Origin of the sequence: Collinsella sp. AF19-1LB, assembly GCF_003459655.1 — a bacterium.
In the GTDB taxonomy this organism is placed as follows: Bacteria; Actinomycetota; Coriobacteriia; order Coriobacteriales; family Coriobacteriaceae; genus Collinsella.
This window is the reverse complement of record NZ_QRWO01000004.1, coordinates 68,438-94,343: the sequence shown is the minus strand read 5'-3', so window position 1 is coordinate 94,343 and position 25,906 is coordinate 68,438. Positions and strand designations below refer to the sequence as shown.

The 25,906-nt window shown below is 61.3% G+C and carries 24 protein-coding genes and 1 tRNA gene; 14 read left to right on the top strand and 11 right to left on the bottom strand.

Annotation, left to right across the window (positions count from 1 at the left end):
* Nucleotides 1–81: 81 nt before the first annotated feature.
* Together DWX39_RS02225 and DWX39_RS02220 are read right to left on the bottom strand one after the other, a co-directional pair.
* A complete protein-coding gene (locus tag DWX39_RS02225) occupies nucleotides 82–564 on the bottom strand; it encodes a DUF188 domain-containing protein (RefSeq protein ID WP_117758351.1) in 483 nt (160 codons plus the stop codon).
* Entirely contained in the window at nucleotides 565–1,167 is a 603-nt protein-coding gene (locus DWX39_RS02220) for an HdeD family acid-resistance protein (RefSeq protein WP_117583774.1), read from the bottom strand.
* A 233-nt stretch (nucleotides 1,168–1,400) separates the two neighbouring features.
* Here DWX39_RS02220 and DWX39_RS02215 point away from each other — a divergent pair, with 233 nt between their 5' ends.
* The 3 genes from DWX39_RS02215 to DWX39_RS02205 all read left to right on the top strand — a co-directional run bounded on the left by DWX39_RS02215 (nucleotide 1,401) and on the right by DWX39_RS02205 (nucleotide 3,350).
* Nucleotides 1,401–2,072, top strand: a complete 672-nt coding sequence (locus DWX39_RS02215) for a nitroreductase family protein (RefSeq protein ID WP_117563980.1) — start codon at nucleotides 1,401–1,403, stop codon at nucleotides 2,070–2,072.
* A gap of 82 nt (nucleotides 2,073–2,154) precedes the next feature.
* Nucleotides 2,155–2,697, top strand: a complete 543-nt coding sequence (locus DWX39_RS02210) for a histidine phosphatase family protein (RefSeq protein ID WP_055252053.1) — start codon at nucleotides 2,155–2,157, stop codon at nucleotides 2,695–2,697.
* Nucleotides 2,698–2,714: 17 nt separating this feature from the next.
* A complete protein-coding gene (locus DWX39_RS02205; protein ID WP_117758350.1) occupies nucleotides 2,715–3,350 on the top strand; it encodes a histidine phosphatase family protein in 636 nt (211 codons plus the stop codon).
* Between the two features lie 131 nt (nucleotides 3,351–3,481).
* On the opposite strand, the gene DWX39_RS02200 is transcribed toward DWX39_RS02205, so the two are convergent.
* Together DWX39_RS02200 and DWX39_RS02195 are read right to left on the bottom strand one after the other, a co-directional pair.
* Complete coding sequence (locus DWX39_RS02200; RefSeq protein WP_117758349.1) at nucleotides 3,482–4,162, bottom strand: DUF1015 family protein; 681 nt, start codon at nucleotides 4,160–4,162, stop codon at nucleotides 3,482–3,484.
* A 39-nt stretch (nucleotides 4,163–4,201) separates the two neighbouring features.
* Nucleotides 4,202–5,434, bottom strand: a complete 1,233-nt coding sequence (locus tag DWX39_RS02195; protein ID WP_233512202.1) for a M20 family metallopeptidase — start codon at nucleotides 5,432–5,434, stop codon at nucleotides 4,202–4,204.
* 211 nt (nucleotides 5,435–5,645) lie between these two features.
* Here DWX39_RS02195 and DWX39_RS02190 point away from each other — a divergent pair, with 211 nt between their 5' ends.
* On the top strand, nucleotides 5,646–6,626 hold the full coding sequence (locus DWX39_RS02190; RefSeq protein ID WP_147336366.1) for a hypothetical protein: 981 nt from the start codon (nucleotides 5,646–5,648) through the stop codon (nucleotides 6,624–6,626).
* A 351-nt stretch (nucleotides 6,627–6,977) separates the two neighbouring features.
* On the opposite strand, the gene DWX39_RS02185 is transcribed toward DWX39_RS02190, so the two are convergent.
* The 3 genes from DWX39_RS02185 to DWX39_RS02175 form a co-directional block, all read right to left on the bottom strand.
* The gene (locus DWX39_RS02185) at nucleotides 6,978–8,141 is read right to left on the bottom strand and encodes a phosphoglycerate dehydrogenase (RefSeq protein WP_117758346.1); all 1,164 of its coding nucleotides are present in this window, start codon (nucleotides 8,139–8,141) and stop codon (nucleotides 6,978–6,980) included.
* A 69-nt stretch (nucleotides 8,142–8,210) separates the two neighbouring features.
* A complete protein-coding gene (gene serC, locus DWX39_RS02180; protein ID WP_117758345.1) occupies nucleotides 8,211–9,335 on the bottom strand; it encodes a 3-phosphoserine/phosphohydroxythreonine transaminase in 1,125 nt (374 codons plus the stop codon).
* A gap of 226 nt (nucleotides 9,336–9,561) precedes the next feature.
* Nucleotides 9,562–11,163, bottom strand: coding sequence for a potassium/proton antiporter (locus tag DWX39_RS02175; protein ID WP_117758344.1), 1,602 nt, complete (start codon nucleotides 11,161–11,163; stop codon nucleotides 9,562–9,564).
* Between the two features lie 253 nt (nucleotides 11,164–11,416).
* On the opposite strand from DWX39_RS02175, the gene DWX39_RS02165 reads away from it, so the two are divergent.
* On the top strand, nucleotides 11,417–12,256 hold the full coding sequence (locus tag DWX39_RS02165; protein ID WP_117655697.1) for a metallophosphoesterase family protein: 840 nt from the start codon (nucleotides 11,417–11,419) through the stop codon (nucleotides 12,254–12,256).
* A 355-nt stretch (nucleotides 12,257–12,611) separates the two neighbouring features.
* Here the strand turns inward: DWX39_RS02165 and DWX39_RS11195 are convergent, their stop codons facing one another.
* Nucleotides 12,612–13,397, bottom strand: a complete 786-nt coding sequence (locus DWX39_RS11195; protein WP_233508918.1) for a lipopolysaccharide biosynthesis protein — start codon at nucleotides 13,395–13,397, stop codon at nucleotides 12,612–12,614.
* 36 nt (nucleotides 13,398–13,433) lie between these two features.
* Nucleotides 13,434–14,192 carry a hypothetical protein gene (locus DWX39_RS11190; protein ID WP_233508920.1) on the bottom strand — a complete coding sequence of 253 codons (759 nt, stop codon included), beginning with the start codon at nucleotides 14,190–14,192 and terminating at the stop codon, nucleotides 13,434–13,436.
* Between the two features lie 352 nt (nucleotides 14,193–14,544).
* On the opposite strand from DWX39_RS11190, the gene pckA reads away from it, so the two are divergent.
* From pckA to DWX39_RS02135, 5 genes are all read left to right on the top strand, one after another.
* Nucleotides 14,545–16,215: a phosphoenolpyruvate carboxykinase (ATP) gene (gene pckA, locus DWX39_RS02155; RefSeq protein ID WP_199411431.1), complete on the top strand. Its 1,671-nt coding sequence runs from the start codon at nucleotides 14,545–14,547 to the stop codon at nucleotides 16,213–16,215.
* A 227-nt stretch (nucleotides 16,216–16,442) separates the two neighbouring features.
* Nucleotides 16,443–17,162, top strand: a complete 720-nt coding sequence (locus tag DWX39_RS02150; RefSeq protein WP_117758343.1) for a B3/4 domain-containing protein — start codon at nucleotides 16,443–16,445, stop codon at nucleotides 17,160–17,162.
* A 173-nt stretch (nucleotides 17,163–17,335) separates the two neighbouring features.
* Complete coding sequence (locus DWX39_RS02145) at nucleotides 17,336–17,785, top strand: MarR family winged helix-turn-helix transcriptional regulator (protein WP_022093866.1); 450 nt, start codon at nucleotides 17,336–17,338, stop codon at nucleotides 17,783–17,785.
* 119 nt (nucleotides 17,786–17,904) lie between these two features.
* Nucleotides 17,905–18,759, top strand: coding sequence for a DegV family protein (locus DWX39_RS02140; RefSeq protein WP_117758342.1), 855 nt, complete (start codon nucleotides 17,905–17,907; stop codon nucleotides 18,757–18,759).
* 80 nt (nucleotides 18,760–18,839) lie between these two features.
* Nucleotides 18,840–19,160, top strand: coding sequence for an MGMT family protein (locus DWX39_RS02135; protein ID WP_117716818.1), 321 nt, complete (start codon nucleotides 18,840–18,842; stop codon nucleotides 19,158–19,160).
* A gap of 393 nt (nucleotides 19,161–19,553) precedes the next feature.
* Here DWX39_RS02135 and trpS read toward each other — a convergent pair whose 3' ends face one another.
* Nucleotides 19,554–20,603: a tryptophan--tRNA ligase gene (gene trpS, locus DWX39_RS02130; RefSeq protein WP_117758341.1), complete on the bottom strand. Its 1,050-nt coding sequence runs from the start codon at nucleotides 20,601–20,603 to the stop codon at nucleotides 19,554–19,556.
* A gap of 169 nt (nucleotides 20,604–20,772) precedes the next feature.
* Entirely contained in the window at nucleotides 20,773–21,972 is a 1,200-nt protein-coding gene (locus DWX39_RS02125; protein WP_117716820.1) for an MraY family glycosyltransferase, read from the bottom strand.
* 527 nt (nucleotides 21,973–22,499) lie between these two features.
* On the opposite strand from DWX39_RS02125, the gene DWX39_RS02120 reads away from it, so the two are divergent.
* The 4 genes from DWX39_RS02120 (at nucleotide 22,500) to DWX39_RS02105 (ending at nucleotide 25,845) form a co-directional block, all read left to right on the top strand.
* On the top strand, nucleotides 22,500–23,438 hold the full coding sequence (locus tag DWX39_RS02120) for a radical SAM protein (RefSeq protein WP_117716821.1): 939 nt from the start codon (nucleotides 22,500–22,502) through the stop codon (nucleotides 23,436–23,438).
* Nucleotides 23,439–23,665: 227 nt separating this feature from the next.
* Nucleotides 23,666–23,738, top strand: a tRNA-Ala gene (locus DWX39_RS02115).
* Between the two features lie 64 nt (nucleotides 23,739–23,802).
* Nucleotides 23,803–24,255, top strand: a complete 453-nt coding sequence (locus DWX39_RS02110) for a hypothetical protein (RefSeq protein WP_117716822.1) — start codon at nucleotides 23,803–23,805, stop codon at nucleotides 24,253–24,255.
* 84 nt (nucleotides 24,256–24,339) lie between these two features.
* Nucleotides 24,340–25,845: a nicotinate phosphoribosyltransferase gene (locus DWX39_RS02105; protein WP_117655692.1), complete on the top strand. Its 1,506-nt coding sequence runs from the start codon at nucleotides 24,340–24,342 to the stop codon at nucleotides 25,843–25,845.
* Nucleotides 25,846–25,906 lie beyond the last annotated feature (61 nt).

Here is a 25,906-nt window from a genome sequence, read left to right as displayed (position 1 = left end):
AAAGTGCTAAATGTCAATTCTGGTCTAACAGAGCCAAACAAAAAGGTAGATTATTAGGCATGTCCCAAAAACCTACCTTGGTTAGTGCAGCAACTCGGTGAGGTTGCGTTTAAAGCGGGCGCGGTCTTCGCTGGTAAATGCTGCCGGACCGCGAGTGCGTCCGCCGGCGCGGCGTACCTTCTTTTCCTCGTGGCGAATAAACAGCTGCATGTCGATGGTTGCTTTGTCGTAGACGCGCCCGCGCACACCGATAGCGGCGGCATCGCGCCCGAGCACCATGCTCGCCAAGCCAATGTCCTGCGTCACGACCACGTCGCCCGCCTGCAGGCGTTCGACAATGGCAAAGTCGGCGCTGTCGGCGCCCACGCTCACGTCGAGCGTCGTGATCCAAAAGCCGCGTCGCGCGTGCTCGGCATCGCGCGGGTCGTCGCGGCGAATGTGCCGTTCCAGGTTTTGCGTGCTGTTGCCGGCGATAACAACGGCGACGCCCGCCCGCCGCGCGCAGTCAATCGACTCGCGCGTGACCGGGCAGGCGTCGGCATCAATAAAGAGCGTCTTTGGCATCTAGCGCACCAGTTTGCCAAACTGAATGGCGCGAACAATGAGCGTCACGCCAAACACCAGCAGCGCGGCACCGCTAAAGATGACGAGCATCTTGGCCGACCACAGCGGATAGATAAACACGAACATGCCCGCGATGATGGAGAGCGCGCCGCTCAGGATGGCGAGGGCGCGGTTGGCGGAAAGCTCGGATTCCAGAATCGACATGACGCCCTCGACGATCCAGCCAAAGCCGGCGACGACCACCACGAGCGTGGTGAGCGTCGCGGTCGAGAAGGCCTGGTTGCGCAGGATTATGACGCCGCCCAGAATGATGAGCAGGTTGGAGATGATGCTCGTAACGCGCCAGCCGGTGGGCAGCAGCGGCTCGAAAACAGCGGTAAACAGCCTGATCGCGGCCGTGATCACAAAGTAGATGCCCAAGACGGTCGTCAGGAAGACGAGGGATTTGGCGGGCGCAAACAGCAGTGCGATGCCGGCGACGAGCGCCAAGACGCCCGTGATGGCGTAAATCCAGCGCACGGCCTTGACGGCCTTGCCTGCCATGCTTTTCTCGTCAAATCCAAACGCGCTCGATTGCTTGTCATCGTTCTTAAAGATGCCCATGATGTCTCCTTTCCGTGCGGCGTAAGCCGTAGCTCTTGCAACCAGTATCGCCCAAGGGCGCCGTCGCGTGGGGCGGGAAGGGCGAATGGGAGCCTCATCTTCCCGAATTGTTACCTTTGTTCCCGTTTGGATGCGGAATATTCAACAGGTGTGGAACATTGCGCCGCTGTGTGTAATTGCCTACGTTTTAGGTTAGATTTTCTTAAGAACAATATGCTTTTATTGGGGGTCTTATGAACGAAGCTGTTCCCGCGGCGCCGGTAAGCGCCGAGTCGATGGCAAAGCAGGGTTGCGAAAAGCTTGGCCTGGACACGTTTGACGCGCTGGTCCGCCGCGCCCGTACGTGCCGCCGTTTTGACGAGTCCATGCGCGTGCCGCGCGAGTTTTTGCTCGAGCTGGCGGAACTGGCGCACCTGGCTCCCTGCGGCGCCAATGCTCAGCGTCTGCGTTTTCATGTGGTGAGCGGTGCCGAGGATTGCGCGCGTGTATTTGATGAGCTTGCATGGGCCGGCGCGCTTAAGGATTGGTCGGGTCCTGCCGAGGGCGAGCGTCCGACCGGCTACATCGCGATTCTTGCCGAGCGCGCTGTTCCGGGTAAGCCCGCCGCGCCCATCACCGAGGTCGACACGGGCATTGCCGCGCAGACGATGATGCTCGCCGCTCGCAGCGCCACGCCCGAGGTGGCAGCCTGCATGTTCAAGGCCTTTACGCCCCACGCGATCGATGCTATGGGGCTCGATAACGACAAGTATGAGCTCAAGCTGATCATGGCTTTTGGCGTGCCGGCCGAGACGCAGATGATCGATGCGATCGATTCCAACCCCGACGGCTCAATTAATTACTGGCGTGACGATGCGCAGGTGCACCACGTACCCAAGCGCCCGCTCGCCGACGTGCTGGTGTAGCTGAGCGTCACCGCGGCGTGATCAGACGGTAAACCACCACAAAGGTGCCTGTCCCCTTTGTGGTGGTACGAGGGGAGAGCGTGTGGCAGATCTGTATTTGGTGCGGCATGGGCAGACTGAGCTCAATGTGCAGAGCATTTTGCAGGGCTGGCACGATTCGCCGCTTACGGCGCGCGGGCGCGAGCAGGCGCTGACGGCGCGTACGGCGTTTGCGGCGCGTGGCGTGGCCTTTGATCATGTGTATTCCTCGCCGTTGGGCCGGGCGCGGCATACGGCCGAGCTTATCGTTGGCGAGGGCCGTTCCATTGAGCTGGTCGATGACCTGCGTGAGTGGCATTTTGGCTCGCTGGAGGGCACATCAAATCGCGAGATGCCGCCGCAGCCCTGGGGCGATTATCCGGTGGCCTTTGGCGGCGAGTCGGAAGTGCAGCTTCAGTCGCGCATGGTCGCGGCGCTGTCCCGTATTATGGCCCGGCCGCAGCACGACTGCGTGCTGGCGGTTTCCCACGGCTCAGCCTGCCAGGAGTTTCTTGAGTATGTGACTGGCGGGGGAGAGCTACCCGACAACGGTGCCGTGCTTCATTTTGGCTATTGCGACGGGGCGTTTTCGCTCTTGGGTTGGTAACGAACGAAAGGACCCCTATGAATAAAGATCTGTATCTGGTCCGTCATGGACAGACGATATTCAACCTTAAGCGTATCATTCAGGGGTGGAGTGACTCGCCGCTTACGCAGTTGGGTTGCGACCAGGCGGCGCGCGCCGGCATGTTTTTACGTGCGCGCGGCATTGAGCCCGATCATGCCTACACCTCCACGCTTCATCGCACCGAGCAGACTATCGCCAACTTGTGGCCGGGCTTGGCGTACGAGCGCCTGGACGGCCTGCGTGAGTGGTTCTTTGGCGACTTTGAGGCCGAGCGCGTGATGCTTATGCCCGAGCGCCCGTGGCGCGATTTCTATCGTCAATTTGGCGGCGAGGGCCAGATCCAGGTGCGCGAGCGCATGGTGGCGACGCTGACCGAACTCATGCAGCGTCCGGACCATACGTGTGTGCTCGCGGTAAGCCATGGCTCGGCTATCAAGGAGTTTATGGATCACGTGAAGGGTGCGGCGGCCGACGAGCGCGATCGCGTGCCGGGCAACTGCTCGGTGCTGCACTTTGCGTTTGACGACGAATCCGACACGTTTGAGTTGGTCGAAGTCTTTACGCAGGAGGATTACGCGCGCGAGCTGGGGCTTGAACCGCTTGTAGCGGTAGTAGGCCCGCAGCGCGGGTAGCGCTGGCGTTGCGGCGCGGTTTGCCGGCGAAATTGTTTGATGCGAAAGGGGCGGGGATGCATGCACGGGCATTGCATCCCTGCCCCTTGTTTGTTTGGATGCTGGGTTTTCCAGCTTCGCGTTTGAGTCCGCTAGAACCGTGAGATCTGGTGAGTGAGCAGACCCGTCGGAACCTGCGGCGCGCCGCCGCTGACCTGCGCGGCGGGGAAGAGCGCAGCTACGGCAAAGTTGAACGGCTCTTTGCCGGTGTACGTTCCGGCGGCACGGGCCTCATCGGCCAGAATCTGCGATGCCCCAGCCAGTGCGGCGGCATAGGCGGAGTCACCGGCGAACACGGGGTCGGGTGCCTGATCGAGCATGGCACGGATGGCAGCAACGGCGTCCTCGCGCTTGACCTCCCACACACGGTGCGTAATGCCGGCGGGGTCGGTGACGGCATAGAGCGACGCGCCTTCTTTGGCGGCGCCGAGGATGATATCCATGACGGGCGAGGCTTCGTAGGCGAGCGTTACAGGGCGAGGCTGCACCTTAAGCTCGGCGATTGCGCGGGCGGCTGCGGCCGCATCTGCGGAGGACGCGTTGTCGTCCGTCAGTACACCAACCGGGCAAATTGCCACAACGCCCGTCACGCGTCCCAGCTCTCCCGAACACTCGTACACGTAATACGCCGCGCCTGGATCCTTGAGCATTAGGCCGTCAGCAATGGCGCCGCGCAGGGCGTCGTTGCCGCTCAGGATACCGCCCATCGCAGGCAGCGCCTCGAGCACGCGGTCCTGAGCTGGGCGGATGCAGGGAAATGGAAGTGCTTTCATGGGCGGTCCTAACGCGCGAGTCGGTTTGTTCGCGGCTTATTATGCCCCAACTTGGCCGCTTGCGTCCCAGAGCGTGTTATCGGCAAGCGCGATGAGCACGTTTTGGCAGCGAACGATATCGGCATGGGGCACATACTCGTTGGGCTTGTGCGCGAGCGCCAACGAGCCGGGGCCGTAGCTCATACAATTGCGGTTGCCTGTCTTGCCGGCAATGACGGCAGTGTCGGTGTAGCCGGTAAAGAAGCCGACGGTCGTGTCTGTGCCCGTCACGTCATCGGCGGCACGCTTGAGTGCAGCCAGAAGGGGAGAGCTTGGATCGCGCTCGATGGCGGGGCGGTCGCCTGTCACGGTATAGCTTCCATGGCAGCCGGGGACCGCGGCTTCGGCGCCGGCGATGGCCTGCTCTACCATGCGCGTCGCGGCGGCCGTATCAGTCGGCGGGGCCAGGCGCATATCGACCCAGACCTTGGCATGGTCGGGCACGACATAGGGGCGGTAGCCGCCCTCGATCTGTCCAAACGTGATGGTCGATGGCCCCAGCTCATCGTGTACGGGCAGCGCCATGAACGCGCGGCGCAACGCGCAGACGACCTCTGCCATGGCGGCGACGGCGTCGGCGCCCTTCCAAGGCTGGCTCGCGTGCGCCGTGACGCCTGCCATCTCAATCTCGAACCATGTGCGCCCCTTGTGCGCCACCTGGATCTGTCCGTCGGCGGGCTCGGTGTCCAGCACCCATTCGCGCGAACCGACCCAGCCGGCATCAATGGCCGCCTCGGAGCCACGCATAAAGTCTTCCTCGTCGACCGAGCAGATGAGCGAAAAGCCACGTCGGGGCAGCTCACCGCTTGCCGCCACGCGCTCGAGCGTATGGACCAGTGCGGCAATGGCGCAGGCCAGGCCACCCTTCATATCGCAGGCACCGCGGCCATAGAGTTTATCGTCGCGCACAACCGCCCCAAGCGGTGCGATGTCTGCGTCCCAGCCATCGCCCAAGGTGACGGTATCCATGTGGCAGATATAGACCAGCCGCGGCTCGTCGCTTTGGCCCGGCACGGTGACTTTAAGGTTGCGGCGCCCGGGCAGCACTTCGAGCTCCTCAATCTGCACGGCATCGAGCGCAGAACTATCAAGTTGTGCCAGCTGCTGCTCAATGAGCCTCTTAATGAAGCGCTCAATTTCATCCTCATACGCGCCCGGGTCTGAGCTGTCAATCTTCACAAGGTCCTGCGCAAGCCGCCAGGCAAAGTCCTCATCAACCATATGCAACCTCACAATCAGTCTGCTTTCCAAACCGATTGTAAGCCTCTTGAGAGATCCGCGGCGTGCGCGCAGCGGTATTTACCGTTCGCAGGCCGAGCCAGCGCGTTTGCCGTCCAGGCGGGTTTACGAACGATGCGGTGGGTACGTACCCTTCATGGACGACATGCTGTGCGACATATCTGCCTTTCGGTATCACCGGATACCTCCACAGGTCTTGGCAATAATGCCGGACCTGCCCGATTCTGCGGACGATCCGCGCAGGGAGCACCTATGTGAGCATCCGCTCGTCACGCATTTCCTGGGCACCCCGTTACACGTGTTGGCGCAGGGCAGCTGCGGACGTAAGGGCGATCGCATTGTCAGGCATGTTTGGAACGGGGAGAGGCCGTTTGATTCCGTGCGGCAGACGGAGTTTGGCTTCGATGTTGCGTCCCCACTCTTTACCCTGCTGACCCTGGCTTCCTCGGTCTCAAACGAGCGTCTAATCATGTGCATGTATGAGATGTGCGGCACCTTTGCCGTGTGCAAGATTGCGCCTCAGGTAAAGTCGGCACTTGAGCAGGCATATGGGAGCCGATGGAGTGACGCACGGTCGGGCTGGGAAAACGTAAAGGATGTCTCGGGGAATCCAACGGACTTGTGGAAACGACCTCCCTTGATCGAGCTCTCTGAGCTTACAGAGTTCGTCGATAAGGTCCGGGGGCTCCGCGGCGCTAAATCGTTCATACGAGCCGCGAAATGCATTACGGGGGTGGCAGCATCGCCGCTCGAGGTCCAGGCTTCGATGCTGTTTGGCCTTACGAGGTTGCGCGGCGGCGAAGGGCTGCGCCTTACCAATAACGTTGAGATTCGTATGACGCGCAGCGCCCGCCTGATTTCGGGGCTTGATAGGCGCTATGCCGATATCCTGCTGGCAAATAAGGACGGCAGCCGAGAGTGTCTGGTTGAATGCCAGGGTAAAGCCATTCACGGATCCATTGAATCCAAGATTTCGGACTCCGATCGAACGACGGCCTTGCAAGCCATGGGATATCCCGTCGTTCTGATGACCTATGGTCAGCTGGCCGACTTCGATGCCTTCCGCGTGGTGATGGAGCTCATCATGTCCTATCTCGATGTGCCGCTGAAAGACAAGACGCCGCGACAGCAGGAGCTCGAACGGCGGCTTCGTGAGGAGATTTTTATCGATTGGGCGGGAATGTAGTCGCGCGGTGGGTAAACGGTAGCGCGAGCTAGAGTTCTGGTCGCAAAAAGGCTTCAATTTTGCCTTGGAGGGACCCTAAAAATGCTATCTAGAATAAGTTGTTTCGGAAAATAGACAGTCAACTTACATTCGGCACATAGAGACCGATTTTTACCTACTAAAGTCCCTGATAAAGCTGTTTATCAAAGCGGGTGTGCTTAGCGACTGGAGCCTCACTATCGATTATCTGAAAAAACTTGTTCTGGGTATCATTTTAAAGTCGTCCGGAGCAACAAAATCGCCCCCCCGTTTCGTGAATACGGGGGGGGGCGAATGGGCTTCGTGGTCTGTCTGGCAGGCTTGGCACCGGCGCTATTTAATCACGCGCACGCGATACATCGACGGAATCTGCTTGAGCGCCTCGATCGTGCTGCCGTCCAGGTGCTCATCGGTGTCGAACATGGTGTAGGCGTTCTCGCCAGCGGACTCGTTGGTCATGCGCTGCACATTGGCGTTGTCCTTGGCGAGAATGGCCGTGATCTGGCCGATCATGTTGGGCACGTTGGCATGCAGGCAGGCAATACGGCTTGCGGCGCGCGCCTTGCCCATGCTGCAGGCGGGGTAGTTGACGCTGTGCGCGATGTTGCCGTTTTCCAGGTAATCCTTGAGCTCGCTGATGGCCATGTCGGCGCAGTTGGCCTCGGCCTCGCCGGTGCCGGCGCCCGAATGCGTGGTGATAAACGTATTGGGCATCTTGACGGTCTTGGGCGTGGCAAAGTCGCAGCTAAACCAGCTGAGCTTGCCCTCGCGCAGGGCGGCGTCGACGGCGTCTTCGTCAATGATGGTCTCGCGCGCGTAGTTGATGAGCACGGCGTCGGGCGCTAGCAGGTTAATCTGCTCGGTGCTGATCATACCGATGGTGTCGGCCTTGCTGGGCACGTGCACGGTGAGGTAGTCGCAGCCGCGGCACAGATCCTCGAGCGTGCCCACGCGCTGCACCTCGCGGCTCAGCACCCACGCGTGCTCGACGGAAATGAACGGGTCGTAGCCGTAGACGTCCATGCCCAGATCGACACAGGCGTTGGCGACCTTGGAGCCCACGTTGCCCAGGCCGATGACGCCAATGCGCTTGCCCTTGAGCTCGCGACCCACAAAGGCCTTCTTGGCCTTCTCGGCGTCGACTTGGATATCGGGGTCGTCGGCGTTGTCGCGCACCCAGTTCATCGACTGCACCACGCCGCGGCTCGAAAGCACCAGCATGCCCTGGACGAGCTCCTTGACGGCGTTGCTGTTGGCGCCGGGGGAGTTAAAGACAACGACGCCCTTCTTGGCGTACTCCTCGACGGGGATGTTGTTGACGCCGGCGCCACAGCGGGCGATGGCGCGGATGCCCTCGGGCAGCTCGTAGCCGTGCAGGTCGGTCGAGCGCATCAGGATGGCGTCGGCCTCCTCGGCGGTGCTCACAAATTCGTAGCCCTCGCCAAACTCGACTTCGCCGTCTTTGGTGATGTCGTCGATGGTCTTGATCTTGCGCATGGAAAGCTCCTTAGCAGGTTTGTTTAAAACAAGTGGTTTGAAGTGGCTGGTCGGCCCGCTCGTTGCGGGCTAGTTAGATCGCGGGCTCAAACTATGCTGCGCTTCGAAGTCCTTCATATACGTGGCCAGCGCCTGCACGCCCTCCATGGTGACGGCGTTGTACACGCTGGCGCGCATGCCGCCGACGAGGCGATGGCCCTTGACGTTTTGAATCTGGTGCTCGGCTGCGCCTGCGACAAAGGCGGCGTCGAGGCCGGCATCGTCGGTGCGGAAGGTGACGTTGGCGATGGAGCGGCTGCCGGTCTGCGCGGTGCCATGGAACAGCTCGCTGTGCTCGAGCAGATCGTAGAGCAGATTGGCCTTGGCCCAGTTGCGCTCGGTCATGGCGGCAAGTCCGCCGGTTTGCTCCACCCAACGGAACACCTTGCCGCATACGTAGATGCCAAAGGTGTTGGGCGTGTTGAGCATGGAGCCCTTGGCGGCCTGGGTCTTAAGGTCCATGTACTGCGGCGTCTGCGCAAAGGCTGGACCGTCGGCGATCAGGTCGTCGCGCACGATAACCACGGTGACGCCCGCGGCGCCGGCGTTTTTCTGAGCGCCGGCGTAGATGAGTCCGTAGCGCTCGACGTCGAGCGGCTGCGACAAAAAGCAGCTCGAGACATCGGCGACCAGCGGTACGTCGCCGAAGTTAGGCAGCTCGTGGTACATGGTGCCAAAGATGGTGTTGTTCTGGCAGATGTAGACGTAGTCGAGCCCGCCGCCCGCGGCCTCGGCGGCAATGCGCGCGTTGATGTCGGCCATGGCGGGAATGCGGTCGAAATTGGCGTCCTCGGAGCTCGCGAGCAGCACGGCCTCGCCGTACTTGGCGGCTTCCTTGTACGCCTTGTTGGCGAAGTTGCCGGTCACGACGTAGCCGGCGCGGCCGCGGCGCATGAGGTTCATCGGGATGCCCGCAAACTGCAGCGTGGCGCCGCCCTGCAAAAACAGAACACGGTAGTTATCGGGGATGCTCAGCAGGCGGCGCAGGGTTGCCTCGGCGTCGTCGATGATCTGCTGGTACATGCTAGATCGATGGCTCATCTCGAGCACGGACATGCCGCAACTGCGGTAGTCCATCATCTCGTCGGCGATCTCGGCGAGCACGCTTGTAGGCAGTGCGGCCGGGCCAGCTGAGAAGTTGTGCACACGTGCCATCTTCTAGTTCCCCTCGTAGTCGTTTGAACGTTCGGGATACTTTAGCACAGTGGAGCGTCAGGCGCGACCGCATCACGGTAAAACTCGAGTGCGCCGCTATGATTTACAGGATGGTTACATGGGGGAGGGGTGCTTTACTCCTCGGGCAAATCCAAATCTGCGAGCGAAGGCATGAGGTTCTCTAGGCGCTTGATTTCTTCGTCGCAAATTAGCTAACCCCTGGTCACTACGACGCCAGCGTGGCGATGACGGCTTCGTCGCCGGCGTATATGAGGGTGTTGCCGTCGGGGATGATCGTTTGGCCGTCGCGCTTGAGCATCACGACGATAAACGGGTGCTTGCCTTGCGGCACATCGCGCAGGCGCTGGCCGGCCAGGCGACCGTGGGGGGTCACGGTGACCTCGCGCAGCGTAACCTCGGCACGCTCTTCAAACGTCGGGGCGGCCATAACCAGAAGGTCGCCTTCCTCGATCACGGTATCGCCGTTGGGCAGCACGGGGTGCGCGCCGTCGCGCAGCACCAGAACCACAAGCATGTCCGTCGCACTGCCAATGTCGGCGAGCGAACGTCCGGCAAACGGATGTCCAGCTCCCATCTTGAGCTTGACGAACGACATGCCGTCCTCGTCGCGGTAATCGTTAAAGGTGCGGCGCACGTCGCCTTCCGCATCGATCATATCGAGCTTCTTCGCCACCGCCGGCAGCAGCGAGCCCTGCACCACAATGCTAGACACGGCAATCACAAACACCAGGTCAAATAGGTCGTGTCCGCCGGGAACACCTGCCACCACGGCAAAGAGACTAAAGACGACCGAAGCTGCTCCGCGCAGACCCGCCCAGCTTACGAGCGCGACCTGGCGGGGGTTCGTCTTAAAGGGCGCCAGGAGCATGCCGACGGCGATGGGACGGCTCGCAAAGAGCATAAACGCCATGAGCGCCAGGCCCGGCAGCAGCATTTGCGGCAGGCGGGCGGGCGTCACGAGCAGGCCGAGCAAGAAGAAGATCGTCATCTCGGCCATCTCGGTGAGGGTGTCAAAGAAGTGCGCCAGCTCGACCTTGCCGGTGATGTCGCTCGCGCCCAGCACAATGCCGGCCAGGTACACGGCCAAAAAGCCGTTGCCGCCCAGGTAGCTCGGCAGCGCGTAGGCGACGATTGCCACGGCGAACAAAAAGATGGTCTGCGCGCCCTCGGCTGTTGCGCGTGCGCGTTCAATCAGGTGGCCCGCCGCCCAGCCGATGGCAAGGCCCAGGCCCACGCCCAGGATAATCTGCTTGGCCAGCAGTGTGGGAATGTTGATGTCGCCGCCGGCTGCGAGTGTGGCGAGCACGGCGGTGAGCATGTAGGCGACGGGGTCGTTGGAGCCCGATTCGACCTCGAGCAGCGAGTCGGTGCCGCCCCTCAGCGAAAGGCTGTGCTCGCGCAGAACGCTAAAGACGCTGGCCGCGTCGGTGGACGCCACAACCGATCCCAGCAGCAGGCCGCCGATCCAGTCGAAGCCCAGTACAAAGTGCGCGAACACGCCGGTAATGCCGGCAGTGATGACGACGCCGAGCGTGCTCAGCAGCACCGCAGGCGCGGCGACGGGCTTGGCACGGTCGATGTTGGTGTTAAAACCGCCGTAGAACATGATGAACAGCAGCGCCGTGCTGCAGACGGTTTCGGTGAGCGCGTAGTCGCTAAAGTCGATGTGAGCCGGGCCGTTGACGCCCAACAGCATGCCGAGCGCGATAAAGATGAGCAGGGTGGGGAAGGGGAGTTTTTTGCCGACGGGCTTGATGGTCAGGCACAGAATAATAACGAGGCCGATAAAGAGAAGGATCTGGTTCATGGATGGTGTCCGCTCCTGGGTGGTTGGCGTGGCACGGTCAGTTGTCTGCGGTTATTTGTACCCAAAGATGGTGGGTTTATGGGGTTGGATTGCGGGCGTGCGCGATATCGTCATAGACGGCTGCCGTCTTTGCCTCTGCTTGGAAACCCTTTCCAGCTTTATTGCAACGGAGTACAATGGGTAACGTTTAAGTTCAACTTGAAGTTTTAGTTGCGGCGCCGGGCTTCGGCCGCAATGCAAGGAGAGGCGTACCATGGCGATCTATGTGACATCTGATGCTCACGGGCACGTGCGTGCGCTTGACGAGGCCCTGTCTAAGATCTCGTTGACGTCCGACGACACGCTGTACGTGCTGGGCGACATGATCGATCGCGGGCCCGATCCGGTCGGCGTTATTAAGCTCGTGCGCTCGCTGCCCAACGCCCACGTGCTCAAGGGCAATCACGAGCAGATCATGCTCGATGCCATCATTGGCCAGGATCCGCTCGATGCCGAGACCTGGGATATCAACGGTGGCTGGACGACGCGCGAGCAGCTCAACGACATGGAATTTGAGGCATACGAGGAGCTCGTGCGATGGATGGCCGCGCTGCCGCTCTACGCGGTGGCCGAGACCGAGGAGCGCCCGTACCTGCTGGTGCATGCCGGCATCCAGACCGAGGCGGCGCGCGCGTTTTTGCTTGAGCATGGTGTCGATTGCGGTGACGGCAGGGGAGCGGTCGATGCCGATAGCGAGCTGCTGCGGCAAATGCTCGCCGTGCAGTCGTTCGATGACCTGCTGTGGATTCGTCACGGCTATTGGGATGCGCCGACGGGACTGCTTTCTGCCGAGGGCGAGGGGCCGGTCGTGGTGAGCGGCCACACGCCAACGGTGTCGCTCGGGCGTTATTGCGAGGTAGGTGGCCTTGCGGGACTCGATGAGGAGTCGGGCCGCGGGCAGATTGTGCGTCTGGGTGGCGAGGATACCGCCGGTGTGCCCGATCGCATCGATATCGACTGCGCCGCCGCCACCGGCTCCGAGTTCGGTCGCGTGGGCATCCTGCGCCTTGATGACGGCGCCGAGTTCTATGCGAACATCAACCCAGGCGAATAATCGGTGCAAAGGGTAGCTAATTTGGGACGGAGCTTTTTTGACTACTTTCGGAGAATAGCGCCTTTTTGCTCGGTAAGCGCGAGAAATGAGGAGCGTCTGCGTCCTCGGCAGTGCGAAAATGCTCAAAAAACCGTCGCAACGGAGTCAAACGACGTTGCGACGGTTCTTTTTTGGCTGCCCGCTGGCTAAGTGAGTAGACTTTTTTGGAAATGCCGAGCAGCCGGCAAATTTGCCTCAACAAAACCGCAGGTCACTGACTTGTGTTTTGCCGGTGTGGTCAGGGATTCGGCAAAAGTCTACTCACTTAGTTTTGCGTGTCGCAAATCGTCCGCAACGAGACCCCCCATTGCGCCAATTAGGCGCCGTACGGGTTGCGGTCGCGTTCGATGCGTTGGCGGATGTGGGCGTATTCGATAATCAGCAGCACCAGGAGTAGGGCCATGATGGCTAGGTAGCTCACCACGGCGCCCATCAGACCCAGCAGCTTAATCAGGATCACCGGCACCACCACGCTTACGGCGAAGCAGATCAGGTAGATCTTGGTGACATCGCCGGCGTGGCGCAACACCGTGATAATGGCATAGATAAAGTCGATTGCCGCGGTGACGCCGCCGGCGACAACCATTAGCAGTGCAAGCGTGCGGTAGCGCTCAAAGTTGAGGCCGTACATAAAGCTCATGAGGGGAATGCCGGGGCCTGCCATAAATGCGGCGCACGCTCCAGTAATGACTACGATCAGTGCCATAACGGCAACAATAATCAGATCAAAGCGGCGACGCTTGCGCGGATTCGCCCAAATGCTCGACAGACGTAGGAGCTGCGGTTTATAGATAAATCCAATGCTCAACAAAATGGCCTGCGCCGGAAAAAACAGTGCATTAAAGTACAGCTGATATTTGTATGCCAGCGTGCCCTCCATCACGAACTTGGGCATGCTCTCGATAAGGTTGAACAGGAACAGCGCACCAAAGAGCGGGGCGCACTGGACAAACAGGTGGCCAGCCTCGCGCAGACTCATGCGGCGTGATTTTTCGGTTTCGAGCAGGGCGAGCGGGGCGGTGACCAGCACGAGCGAGGCAATCGCGGCGATGCCCATGGCCATGGCGGCGATGGGCATGCTGCGCGTGAGGAACAGTGCCACGCTAAAGACCGCGATGACGCCGACGGATCGTAGCGTTTAGCTCATGCCGGCCAGGTAGAGTTTGTCGGCCTGCTGCAGGCGGCCCTCGTACACGTCGGCAATGCCGTCGATCACCTTATACAGGTAGACGCCCAGGCCGATTGTGGCCATCTGCGCATCGTAGCCGCGGGCGCTGCTGTACACCAGGCCGCATGCCAGCGCGAGCGCTCCGCAGAGCCAGCGGTTGAGCTGGTAGGAGGCGAAGGAGGTCTTTTCGTCGATGTCCGAGACCTGAAAGTTGCGCACGCCGTAGTTGCACGCGATCATGATGAGCGTGCCGGTGACAAAGGCGATGGAGAATTTGCCAGCCTCCTCGGCGCCCACGAGCTGTGTGGACACGATGGTGAGCAACGGAAACACCATGCCCCACACGGCGGTGCCCAGGGTATTCCAAAGGTAGTCGCGACGGGTGGCGTGATCTTCGTACTCGGCTTCTTGCGTGGAGAAGCCGCCGCCGTAGACGGCTCCGAGCAGGCGGTTCCACCAGGCATTGACCATGCGGTGGATGGGGCCGGGTTGGCGATCGCGCTCGCGACGACGGCGTGTGGCCTGGCTGCTGTCGGGACCGCCGGCGTTACGTTGGCTTAGTTCTTGGATTCGCGCGAGCTCCTCGGCGGTGTGCGATGCGGGGAACAGGCCGTTCTCGATGCGTCCGCCCTGGGCCTTTGCGGTGCCGCTGCTCGCTATGGCGGGGTCGGCGACGCCATTGCGGCGGGCGATGGCGCGGCGGATGCTATCGAGGGGCGTGATGCTCAAAGCGGAGTCCTTTCTATTGCTACGCTCTAGTATAGACGCGACGGTGTTCGTTCGTGTTTTTGAACAGGTTGTTCGATAATTTCGGCGGCGCCATTCAGTAGACGGCATTTGGGGACGTTCCTTATGTGCCGGCACTTTGGGAACGTCCCTAAGTGCCGGCATCCGGGGTCGCTCCTTGGTTGTTGCCTGTTCAAGAGTGTCTCTAACGACTAGGCCGCTTGCCTGCGATTTTTGACCGTTGGGCGGGCGCTTCGCCGTTGCCGCAAAAACGTTTTTGCATATCGGGTACAACGGGCTTTACGTGAGTAAAGTGCGCGCCGCGTCCACGTGTCGCGCTTTTAAAGGAGGCCCCATGCCTGGTGTTACCCCTGCAGAAGTTCTGTCCAACTTTGGTATTGCGCTGGTCGAAGATCCCGCCGAGAATCAGCCCCGTCTGCTGGTCGATCTACCCGCCGCGGAGCTCGTCGAGCACGCTATCCGCCGCGAAGAAGGCCGCATGGCATCCAACGGCGCGCTGGTGATCGAGACGGGGGAGCGCACTGGTCGTTCCCCCAATGACCGCTTTATCGTCGACACCCCCGATGTCCACGACAAGATTGCCTGGGGCGCCGTCAACCGCCCGCTGTCCGTCGAGAGCTATGAGGCCATCAAGGCCGGCATCGTCGACTATCTCAACGAGCGCGACGTGTTCGTTACCCGTGGCATGGCAGGCGCCGACCGCAACCACACGCGTCGACTGCTCGTTGCCTGCGAGCGTGCCAGCCAGGCACTCTTTATCAAGCAGATGCTCGCCCGCCCGCTCGCCCGCGAAATCGCGCGCACCGGCGAGCCCGACTTCTGCGTGCTCGCGGCGCCCGGTTTCCAGTGCGATCCTGCCATCAAGGGCCTCAACTCCAGCGCCGCCGTGGTCATCAATTTCCAGGAACGCGTGATTCTGGTCGCCGGCACCGGCTACTCCGGCGAGATTAAAAAGTCGATCTTTAGCGTCATGAATTACCTGCTGCCCGTCGAGGACGACGTGCTACCCATGCACTGCTCGGCCAGCATGGATCCCGTCACGCACGAGACCGCCGTGTTCTTTGGCCTTTCGGGCACGGGCAAGACCACGCTTTCGGCCAACCCCACGCGGCTGCTGATCGGCGACGACGAGCACGGTTGGTCCGACATGGGCATCTTCAACATCGAAGGTGGCTGCTACGCCAAATGCGAGGGCCTGGACGCGTTCCACGAGCCCGAGATCTTCAACGCTGTCCGCTTTGGCGCGATCTGCGAAAACGTGGTGCTCGACGAGAACCGCAAGCCCAACTACGACGACATCTCGATCACGCACAACACGCGCGTGGCATACCCTGTGGAGCACATTCCCAACGCGTGGACCAAGGGCATGGGCACCACTCCAAGCGTCGTGCTCTTCCTGACCTGCGATGCCTTTGGCGTGCTGCCGCCCATCTCGCGCCTGACGGCCGACGCCGCCATGTATCACTTTGTGACGGGCTTTACGGCCAAGATCCCCGGCACCGAGGTCGGCGTCACCGAGCCCACGCCCACGTTCTCTTCGCTGTTTGGCGAGCCGTTTATGCCGCTCGACCCCATGGTCTATGCCAAGATGCTCGGTGAGCGCATCGCCGACGGCCGCACGCGTGTGTACCTGGTCAACACCGGCTGGATCGGCGGCGGCTACGGCGTGGGTCATCGCATCGAGCTTGCCTACACGCGCGCCCTGGTGGCCCGCGCCCTCGACGGTACCATCGAGGACAGCGAGTTCGTGCACGACGACATCTTTAACGTCGACATTCCCACCACGTGCCACGGCGTACCCGACGGCATCCTGGTGCCGCGCCAGTATTGGCAGAGCACCGCTCGCTACGACGAGGCCGCGCACAACTTGGCCGTGATGTTCGAGGAGAACTTCGAGAAGAAGTACTCGCACCTGCCCGAATCCGTCAAGGCCGCCGGTCCGCACGCTCAGGTGCACGCCGACGCCCGTCATCGCGGCCACGGCCTGCTGGGACTTCGCCACTAGCGTCGCCTCAGACCCAAAACCATCATAAAGGGGACAGGCACCTTTGTGGTGGTTTTACTCGCGCGGATGACTCGGGTTATAATACGCCTAACATATCGCTCCCTTCTCCGGATGGGGGCAGCGTAAGCGCTCTTGTGGCGGCACCGTAGGACTTTGAAGGTGGCCGTCGTAAGGGCGCTTTTTGTTTAGGCACCCGGGCTCGGGCGCATGCTATGAAGGGAGAGCACATGAAGAGTTTCGTTGCCGAGGATTCGTTTTGGGAGCTATTTCCGCAGGCGGCTGTCGGTGTTGTGGTCGTAAAGGGCATGAAGCCCGCGGCTCAGATTCCTCAAGAGGACGTGGACGCGATTGCGGCGTTGCTCGACCGCGCCAATATCGACGCGGAGCGTCATCTGACCAGCGATACTATCAGCGAGAATGCGCCGGTTAAGGCATGGCGCGAGGCATATCGCCTATTCAAGACCAAGAAGGGCGCGCGTTGCTCAATTGAGAACCTGCTCAAACGCGTGCTCAAAGGCAAGCCGGTGGGCCACATTACGCCCGCGGTGGACATTTACAACACGGTGTCGCTGACCTACGCGTTACCCGTAGGCGGCGAGGATTTGCATGCGATCGAGGGAGACCTTCGCTTGAAGGTGACCGACGGCGGCGACGCGTTCCTGCCGCTTGGCGAGGAAGCGGATGACCCGACGCTGTCCGGCGAGCTGGCCTACGTCGATGATGCGGGCGCCGTGTGCCGCTGCTGGAACTGGCGCGACGGCGTTCGAACGGCCCTGTCCGACGATTCGGCGGACGCGTTCCTGGCGATTGAGTGCGTAGAGCCCGAGCGAATGGGGGACTGCCAGGCCGCCATCGATCGTCTTGCCGATTTGCTCGAGCGCTATCTGGGAGCGACGGTTGTCGTTAAGACGCTTGTGACTCGCGACAATCCCTGCGTGGAGCTGTAGCGGCGCCTGCGGATCATGTTCGCCGGTCAAAACCGCCACAAAGGTGCCTATCCCCTTTGTGGTGGTTTTTATGTTGATGGGTTAACAAATGGGGTATTTGGGTACGGGTGTCGGCTTATGCGACTAAGATGTTTACCCGTAAGCATTATGCAAGCGAAAGGCGGTCGTCTCCCATGCAGCAGAACGACGAGACACGTTTCGAGGACTTTGTTGGACTGATCAGCGGGCTCTACAAGGAGATTCAGCGTATCAAGACGTCCGAAGGCGCAAGGCTGGGCCTCAAGGGCTCCGACGTTATGTGCCTGTACTATCTTGAGCGCAGCAAGGACGGCCTGACTGGCGCCGACCTCGCCCGCATGGCCGGCGTTACCCGTGCCGCCGTTTCGCGCACACTGGCACATCTGGAGGAGGGCGGCTACGTCGAGGTTGACGACTCGGGTGATGCGGCCGTCAAGTATCGTGCTCCGGTGCGCCTGACTGCCCTGGGCGGCGAGAGCATGAGCGAGGCCGATCGCATCATTCGCGAGGTGCTCGATACCACCGGCAAGGCCATGGGCGTGGAGCAGCGCGAGCAGATGTATGCATCGCTGCGCACGATCCTCAACACCCTGCGCGAGATCTAGAGCCGCGCTGGCGCTAGCTTTCAGCCAAGAACTGCATCGTCCCGTTTGAGCGCGTACGCCGTGCCGGGACATTGCTGTCAAAATTCCCTGCGCGGGACCTGCGCAAGAAAGGATTCGCTATGTCCGTCCGCATTATTACCGATTCCGCAAGCGATATGTCGCCGGCCGAGCACCCGGCACTGGACGTTTTGCCGCTGTCCGTCACCTTTGGCACCGATGTGTATATGGATGGCGTCGACATCGATCACCAGCGCTTTTACGAGATGCTTGTGGAGCGCGACGAGCTGCCCAAGACCGGCCAGGTCAACCCGTACGCGTTTTCGCAGGCGATTGCCGAAGCACGTGAGGCCGGCGACGAGGCTGTGATTATTACCGTGGGCGCTAAGCTATCAGGCACCAATCAGAGTGCCCGTACCGCACTTGCCGAGGCGCCAGGTGGCGACGTGTTCGTGGTAGACAGCAACAACGTCACCCTGGGCGAGCGCGTCCTGGTCGAGTATGCGCTGCGCTTGGTGGACGAGGGCCGCAGTGCATCTCAGATCGCGGCGGCTGTCGAGGCCGTGCGCGACCGTGTGGTGGTTATCGGCCTGCTCGAGACGCTGGAGTACCTGGTGCGCGGCGGTCGTCTGTCTGCTGCGGCCGGCGCCGTGGGCACGCTGCTCAACGTGAAGCCCGTGGTGGCTGTCGAGGACGGTCTGATCGTGCAGCTGGGCAAGGCGCGCGGTTCCAAGAACGGCCGCAACCTGCTGAACCAAAAGGTCGAAAAGGCGGGCGGCATCGACTTTTCCATGCCGCTGGCGCTCGGCTATACGGGTCTTTCGGATGCGGTGCTCAAGAAGTATATCGAGGACAGCGCGGCACTGTGGGCTGGTCACACCGAGGGCGAACTGCCCGTTCACACCATCGGCGCCACCATCGGAACCCACGTTGGCCCCGGCGCCGTGGCAGTAGCCTTCTTCCAGCCCGCCAACTAACCGACCTGCCATAAACCATCACAAAGGTGCCTGTCCCCTTTGTGATGGTTTATGCTTTTCCGGGTGGAAGGGAGCGAGCAATGGCGTCTGAGGGCTTTTTTGATCGGGTGTACGGGGTGGTCGAGCAGATCCCCGAGGGGATGGTCGCCACGTATGGTCAGGTGGCACTGCTTGCCGGTCGTCCACGAAGTGCGCGGTACGTGGGGTATGCCCTTCATAGTAATCCGCGCCCTGGCCAAATTCCCTGTCATCGCGTGGTGTTTGCCGACGGCCGTATCTGTGAGGGCTTTGCCTTTGGCGGCCCCGATGCTCAGCGCGAGCTCTTAATGGGGGAGGGCGTGACGTTTGCCGATCCCATGCATGTTGATCTGGCCGCCTGTCGTTGGCCTGCTGGACTCTAACAGCTCTGCCGTGGTCAAAGCCACCACAAAGGTGCCTGTCCCCTTTGTGGTGGCTTTCCGTTGCAGGTTTACCTGGGCTAACTTATGGAGAAGGTGTGTTGGGGTAGTTTGACGCTAGAAAGTAAGCCACGGTGAACTATATTGGTTTCAGCAACGGAGCAGGCAATAGGCGATGAAAAAGCCTGCCCTGTTGAGTTTGATTCGCATCCCTCCCCTCTGTGCGATTCAACGGTGTACTTCGGGAACAGGCCCGCTGGCAGCTAACTGCCGGCGGGCCTGTTCCTGTTTGTCGGGAGAGTGTGATGGATGGAGCTGAAGCGGTCCGGCTCCAAAAAAGGCGGACGCCGTAGCGCCCGCCCTAAAGCAATCGAAAGCTCAAGCCAGCAAATCGGTCTAGTACACCATGCCCATGGCGTCCTGAACCTCGGCCAGGGTCTGCTCGGCGATCTCATTGGCGCGACGGTTGCCCTCATGCAGGACGTCCTTCACATAGTCCAGATCGTTCTCGTAGCGCTGGCGACGCTCGCGGATAGGTGCGAAGTACTTGTTGACGGCCTCGGTCACGTACTTCTTGAGCTGGCCGGAGCCGCCCATGCCAATCTCCTCGGCAATCTCGACTTCGGAACGGCCGGTGCAGATGGCGGCTGTTGAAAGCAGGCCAGACACGCCGGGGCGGTTCTCGGGATCGAACGTGATCATGCGCTCGGAGTCGGTCTGGCTCTTCTTGATGCGTTTGGCCGTTTCCTCGGCGGTCATCGAGATGTTGATGGCGTTGCCGTAGCTCTTGCTCATCTTGCGACCGTCCAGGCCCGGCAGCAGCGGGGTCTCGGACAGCAGCGCGTCGACCTCGGGGAACACCTTGCCGTAGCGGTTGTTAAAGCGGCGGGCGATGGTGCGGGTGAGCTCGATGTGCGGCAGCTGGTCGCGGCCGACGGGCACGACGTTGCCCTTGCAGAACAGGATGTCGCAGGCCTGATGCACCGGGTAGGTGAGCAGAAGGCCGGTGAGCTCGTGGCCCGAGGCCTCCATCTCGGCCTTGACGGTGGGGTTGCGCGCCAGCTCGGCCTCGGAGACCAGCGACAGGAACGGCAGCATGAGCTGGTTGGCGGCGGGCACGGCGGAGTGCGCGTAGATCATGGTCTTGTCGGGATCGATGCCGCAGGCAAGGTAGTCCATGACCATGTTGTACACGTTGTCCTGGATGTGCTCGGTCGTGTCGCGGTCAGTGATGACCTGGTAGTCGGCGATGAGCACGTTGGTCTTGGCGCCCATGTTCTGCAGCTCAACACGGCCCTTGAGGGTACCGAAGTAGTGGCCCAGGTGCAGACGGCCGGTGGGGCGGTCGCCGGTGAGCATGGTGAACTTCTCGGGCGTTTTGGTCAGGCCCTCGCGAATGGCGTTGCTCTTTTGCAGCGCGACTTCGTAGCTGTTCTCGTTTGGCATGATTGCTCCTAACGTATGTTCATGGGTCAAGATGATAACGCGTTTATTGGAGGGGCGGTGCGTAAGTAGGCGAGGGCGGGAGAGGGACGCGCGTGGTGCGGCTTGTGCGATGGGCGCGGCGCGGCCGCGCTTGGCCAACGGTGCCTTGGCACATCCTCGGCAGCTTGCCCTAGAGCTTGTGGTGGCGCTCTTCTTTGCGCTCCTCGGCTGCCTGCTCCTCCTGCTTAAAGGCGGGGTCGTCGGGGGTGACGAGCTCGTCCTCGTGCGTGCGCTTGTTGTAATGGTGGCGTAGCACGGGTTCAAACAGGTGCAGGTGCTTGGCGAAGGCCGCCGAGCCAATGGCGAGCACGGTAAAGATGAGCACACGCATGGGCACTTCGACCTGGTTAATCGCGGCGGCGCCGGCCGAAAGCATGATGCACCAGGCATAGATGAGCAGCACGGCCTGTTTTTGGTTGTAGCCTTCTTGGATTAGGCGGTGGTGGATGTGGCCCTTGTCGGCCTGCCCAATGCTAATGTGGGCGCGCCTGCGGCGCACGATGGCGCTAAACGTGTCGATGATGGGCACGCCGGCAACGATGAGCGGGATGATAAGCGAGGTGAGCGCGGCGGTGCGGCTCACGTTGAGCAGCGAGATGGAGCCCAGTGCAAAGCCCAGAAGCAGCGACCCCGAGTCGCCCAAGAAGATGCTTGCGGGGTTGAAGTTGTAGCGCAAAAAGGCCAGGCAGGCGCCAAAGAGCGCAATGGAGAGCGCGGCGGCGTCGATGCGGCCCGAGAGAACGGCCATCGAAAACATGGTGAACGAGGCGATGCCGCAGATGCCCGTGGCCAAGCCGTCGAGGCCGTCGATGAGGTTAATGATGTTGGTGAATGCCACCAGATAGATTACGGTGATGGGGTAGGCGAGCCACCCGAGCATGATTTCGCCGGGGGCAAACGGGTTGACGATGACGCCGATCCGCAGGCCGCCGATACAGGCGATGAGCGCGGCGAGGACCTGCCCGGCCAGCTTTTGCTTGGGCTTGAGTTGGAAGACGTCATCGATAGCGCCGGTCGCAAAGATGACGGTAAAGGAGAGCGCCAGCATGGGATAGCTAATGTGAAGGCGCGGGTGCGGCACCAGGACGGGTGGCCAGCCTAGGTGCCAGGTGCCTAGGATTTGCACAATGCAGGCAACGACCAGGCCCAAAAACACCGCCGTTCCGCCCAAACGCGGGATGGGCTTTGTGTTGATGCGGCGCTTAGAAGGATAGTCGACGGCATCGAGCTTAATTGCCAAGCGCTTGACCAGGGGCACCGCGAGGAAGGTCGTGATAAAGGCCGCCGCTGCCACGCATAGGTACGGTATGTAGCTCGGGGATGAAGCCATGAATCTAAAAACCGCCAAGCGTCGAAGGAAAAGGTCAGAAGAACGCCATGCGCAAAGGGCATAGCCGAACCATAATACTCGACCAAGGGGGGTGCATGTAATTGCACGCAGCGATAATCACGCGCTTACCAGATATTGGGATGTTGTCGATGGCTTGTCGGGATGCCGACGGGGATCCATATGGACCGTGATGGTGATTTTCGGCAAAAGAAAACCACCCCCCACGTTACGAAAATGAACCCACCTAAAACAGGTGGGTGCCCTCATCGACTGTTCCAGCGTCCTTAACAACGAAGGATACCTGTACTAGGTACGACTGTGTGGGCTCCCTAAATAAACGCGACGGTTCACCCAGTTGCTCCGCGGGGGGGCGGAATACCTACATCATAAAGCGGCACTTTATCGATTCCAGTCTTGACATTACAAAAATCGTGTCGGACGATTACGGCGCCTTGGGGCTCGAGCCGTCTACGCGGCCTGGCCCTTTACGTTTGAGCTGCTGAATCGTTGTTTTGGAGCATGTTTTTATGCCGACGTCGTTGACCGAACTTTTTTCGCCCGCCTGCCATTTGTGTCCCCGCCGTTGCGGTGCGGCGCGCGATGAGGGCGTGCGCGGCGTATGCGGTGCTAACGACACGCTCAGGGTGGCCCGCGCGGCGCTTCATATGTGGGAGGAGCCGCCTATCTCGGGCGAGGCCGGTTCGGGCACGATCTTCTTTAGCGGCTGCTCGCTTAAATGTATCTACTGCCAGAACCACGAGATCTCGACCGGCAATTTTGGCCTTGAGATTTCGCCTGAGCGTCTGGTCGAGATTATGCTGGAACTGCAGGACCAGGGAGCCAACAACATCAACCTGGTGACTGCGACGCATTATGCTCACCTGCTGCCGGCCGCGATTGCCGCAGCGAGGGAGCGCGGGCTGGACATCCCGATCGTTTACAACACGAGCGGCTATGAGCGGGCGAGTGCCGTAGCTGCCCTGGGTGACCTGGTCGATGTGTGGCTCACCGACTTTAAATATGCCGATGCCGGGCTTGCGCAGTCGCTTTCTCATATTAAGGATTACCCGCGCGTGGCCGTGTCGGGCCTGGCACAGATGGCGTGCGAGATCGAGCGCCGCGGGGGAGAGCTGGTGGACGAGGACGGGCTCATGAAGCGCGGTATCATCGTGCGCCACCTGGTGCTGCCGGGGCATGCGGACGATTCGTGCCGCGTGCTGGACCTGGTGTGGCAGACGGTGGGCGACGTGCCGATTTCGGTTATGAACCAGTACACGCCCAATGCACTCATGCGCGAGCAGGGCGGCGAGTTGGCCCGTGCCGTAACGCGCGAGGAGTACGAGCAGGTGCTCGACCATGCCGACGACCTGGGCTTTACGACGATGTTTTGGCAAGAGGGCGGCGCGGTAGACGAGAGCTTTACCCCGGCGTTTGACACCACCGGTGTTCTTACCAGCGCAAAGTAGCTCTGCTGAGTAGTCTTTTTGGGACGGGGCTTTTTTAGCCCCAGCAGAGAGCGCACACGTTTTGGCCGATTAACGGCAGGGGCAGCTAAAAAGCCCCGTCCCAAAAAGACTACTCTCGGCAGGGGTCGAGCCGGCATCTGAAAGTAGCTAAAATAGCCCCGCCCCAAAAAGACTGGTTATTGGGCGTTGACAGTTGGCGAGCCGTAGGTAAAATATCGACTTGTCCTGGGGACGTAGCTCAGTTGGGAGAGCGCTGCCGTCGCATGGCAGAGGCCGAGGGTTCGACTCCCTTCGTCTCCACCCTTGGATTTGATAAGCCGCTGACATTGTGTCGGCGGCTTTTTTTAAAAGAAAGGGCTGTACCATGGCCGAGCTTGAGTCCCAACCATTGTCCGACGAGGAGCGCGCTGAGTTGGAAGAGCTCCGCGCTGAGAAGGCACGCCGCGAGGCTCGGGAAGAGGCCCGTCGCGAGCGTGAGGAGCTGGCTGCCCTGCGTGCCGAGCGTGCGAAGGCCGAGGAGGTCGCCGCGAACGCCGCACCCGCACCGGCGCCCGCGCCCAAGCCCGCTGCCGCGAAGCCTGCACCTGCCGCGCCCAAACCTCAGCCTAAAAAGGCCGCTCGTTCCAAGTCCGTCGAGCCCAAGCCGAGCCGTGACGAGATGACCTTTGCCCAGCGCATGGTTACCTCCAAGGAGCCTACGGGCGAGAACGAGATCCCTGGCATGGCGCCGGCTCAAAAAATCATCATTGTCCTTGCCCTCATCGCGTTTGTCATCTTTATGGGCTACACGATCCTGACCAGCATGGGCCTGCTCTAACCGATTTACATCGGGCGTCATGTCCGAACACTCTGCCCTTGTCCAACCCTCAACCTCTGCACAACGCATCCGAAAGGTCGCCCCATGGCTTTGACCGATATCTCTCATCCCACCGACATCGCAATGCTTACCGATCTGTACGAGCTCACTATGGCCCAGGGCCTGTGGGAGAGCGGCAAGGCCAATGAGCAGGGTTGTTTTACCGCGTTTTACCGCGACCATCCCTTTGGTAGCGCCTATGCCGTCATGTGCGGTACCGCCGAGCTGCCCGAGCTGGTCGAGAACCTGCGCTTTACGCCCGAGGACATCGACTACCTCGCCTCGCTCCAGGCCCCGGCCGGCGGCGCGATGTTCAAGCCTGAATTCCTCGACTACCTGCGCGATTTTCGTGCGCATGTAAACATCGACGCCGTCCCCGAGGGCGAGCTCGTCTTTCCGCGTGAGCCCATGGTGCGCGTTACCGGCCCCGCGCTGGAGTGCCAGCTGCTCGAGACGGCGCTGCTCAACATCGTCGGCTTCCAGACGCTTGTCGCCACCAAGACGGCGCGCGTGGTGCTGGCGGCGGACGGCCGTCCCGTGGCCGAGTTTGGCCTGCGCCGCGCCCAGGGTCCCGATGGCGGCCTGGCCGTCGCGCGCGCGAGCTACGTTGCCGGCTGTTCCTCTACGTCCAATGTGCTCGCCGGCCGCCGCTACGGTATTCCCGTCTTTGGCACGCATGCGCACAGCTGGGTGATGAGCTTCGATTCCGAGCTCGAGGCCTTCCGTGCCTTTGCCAAGTCGAGCCCCAAGAACTGTACGCTGCTCATCGACACCTACGATGTGCGCGAGGGCTGCGAGCATGCCATTACGGTTGCCAAGGAGATGGAGGCGGTGGGCGAGCGCCTGTCGGCTATTCGCATCGACTCGGGCGACCTCGCCAAGCTCTCCAAATATGTGCGTGGCCGTTTTGATGCCGAGGGCCTGCCCTATGTAGGGATCTCGGTTTCCAACGATCTGGACGAGTACACGATTCAGTCGCTGCTCGATCAGGGTGCGCCCATCGATAGCTTTGGTGTGGGTACCAAGCTCGCGACCTGCTACGACCAGCCGGCGCTTGGCGGTGTGTATAAGCTTTCCGCCCGCCGTGCGAGCGAGACGGATCCGTGGACGCCGGTGGTTAAGCTCTCCGAGCAGCCCTACAAGCGCACGATCCCGGGTGTGCAGCGCGTGCGCCGTTATTACGACGGCTTTGGCGGCCCGATCTGCGACATGATCTATGACGAGGATCATCTGTCTGGGGAGGGCGCCGCGCGCGGTAATACCCTCGTGGCCGTGAACGATGCTGCGCTGGTGACCGATGTGTCCGAGCTCGAGTATCGCGAGCTGCTGGCGCCGATCGTGCGCGATGGCAGCGCCGTTGCCCCGCGCGAGAGCATTGAGGACGCACGCGAGCGTTGCACCTGGGCACTGGACCATCTGGATCCGGTCTACAAGCGCTTCCTGTACCCGCAGACTTATGTGGTGGGCATGGAGCAGGGCTTGGCACAGGTGCGCGACGAGCTTGTGCGCAAGAACATGGCCGCGGCTTCTGCCTTTCCCTGGGCTCACTAATTCCTTGGGCGGTAGGGGCGAGTCACGCTTCCTTGGCCGCCAGCTCGGCCGTTCGCTGAAC

Excerpts from the sequence above, each read along its gene's own strand:
- DWX39_RS02225 (WP_117758351.1), bottom strand. The coding sequence starts at position 564 with ATGCCAAAGACGCTCTTTATTGATGCCGACGCCTGCCCGGTCACGCGC.
- DWX39_RS02220 (WP_117583774.1), bottom strand. The coding sequence starts at position 1,167 with ATGGGCATCTTTAAGAACGATGACAAGCAATCGAGCGCGTTTGGATTT.
- DWX39_RS02215 (WP_117563980.1), top strand. The coding sequence starts at position 1,401 with ATGAACGAAGCTGTTCCCGCGGCGCCGGTAAGCGCCGAGTCGATGGCA.
- DWX39_RS02205 (WP_117758350.1), top strand. The coding sequence starts at position 2,715 with ATGAATAAAGATCTGTATCTGGTCCGTCATGGACAGACGATATTCAAC.
- DWX39_RS02200 (WP_117758349.1), bottom strand. The coding sequence starts at position 4,162 with ATGAAAGCACTTCCATTTCCCTGCATCCGCCCAGCTCAGGACCGCGTG.
- DWX39_RS02190 (WP_147336366.1), top strand. The coding sequence starts at position 5,646 with ATGCCGGACCTGCCCGATTCTGCGGACGATCCGCGCAGGGAGCACCTA.
- DWX39_RS02185 (WP_117758346.1), bottom strand. The coding sequence starts at position 8,141 with ATGCGCAAGATCAAGACCATCGACGACATCACCAAAGACGGCGAAGTC.
- serC (WP_117758345.1), bottom strand. The coding sequence starts at position 9,335 with ATGGCACGTGTGCACAACTTCTCAGCTGGCCCGGCCGCACTGCCTACA.
- DWX39_RS02175 (WP_117758344.1), bottom strand. The coding sequence starts at position 11,163 with ATGAACCAGATCCTTCTCTTTATCGGCCTCGTTATTATTCTGTGCCTG.
- DWX39_RS02165 (WP_117655697.1), top strand. The coding sequence starts at position 11,417 with ATGGCGATCTATGTGACATCTGATGCTCACGGGCACGTGCGTGCGCTT.
- pckA (WP_199411431.1), top strand. The coding sequence starts at position 14,545 with ATGCCTGGTGTTACCCCTGCAGAAGTTCTGTCCAACTTTGGTATTGCG.
- DWX39_RS02150 (WP_117758343.1), top strand. The coding sequence starts at position 16,443 with ATGAAGAGTTTCGTTGCCGAGGATTCGTTTTGGGAGCTATTTCCGCAG.
- DWX39_RS02145 (WP_022093866.1), top strand. The coding sequence starts at position 17,336 with ATGCAGCAGAACGACGAGACACGTTTCGAGGACTTTGTTGGACTGATC.
- DWX39_RS02140 (WP_117758342.1), top strand. The coding sequence starts at position 17,905 with ATGTCCGTCCGCATTATTACCGATTCCGCAAGCGATATGTCGCCGGCC.
- DWX39_RS02135 (WP_117716818.1), top strand. The coding sequence starts at position 18,840 with ATGGCGTCTGAGGGCTTTTTTGATCGGGTGTACGGGGTGGTCGAGCAG.
- trpS (WP_117758341.1), bottom strand. The coding sequence starts at position 20,603 with ATGCCAAACGAGAACAGCTACGAAGTCGCGCTGCAAAAGAGCAACGCC.
- DWX39_RS02125 (WP_117716820.1), bottom strand. The coding sequence starts at position 21,972 with ATGGCTTCATCCCCGAGCTACATACCGTACCTATGCGTGGCAGCGGCG.
- DWX39_RS02120 (WP_117716821.1), top strand. The coding sequence starts at position 22,500 with ATGCCGACGTCGTTGACCGAACTTTTTTCGCCCGCCTGCCATTTGTGT.
- DWX39_RS02110 (WP_117716822.1), top strand. The coding sequence starts at position 23,803 with ATGGCCGAGCTTGAGTCCCAACCATTGTCCGACGAGGAGCGCGCTGAG.
- DWX39_RS02105 (WP_117655692.1), top strand. The coding sequence starts at position 24,340 with ATGGCTTTGACCGATATCTCTCATCCCACCGACATCGCAATGCTTACC.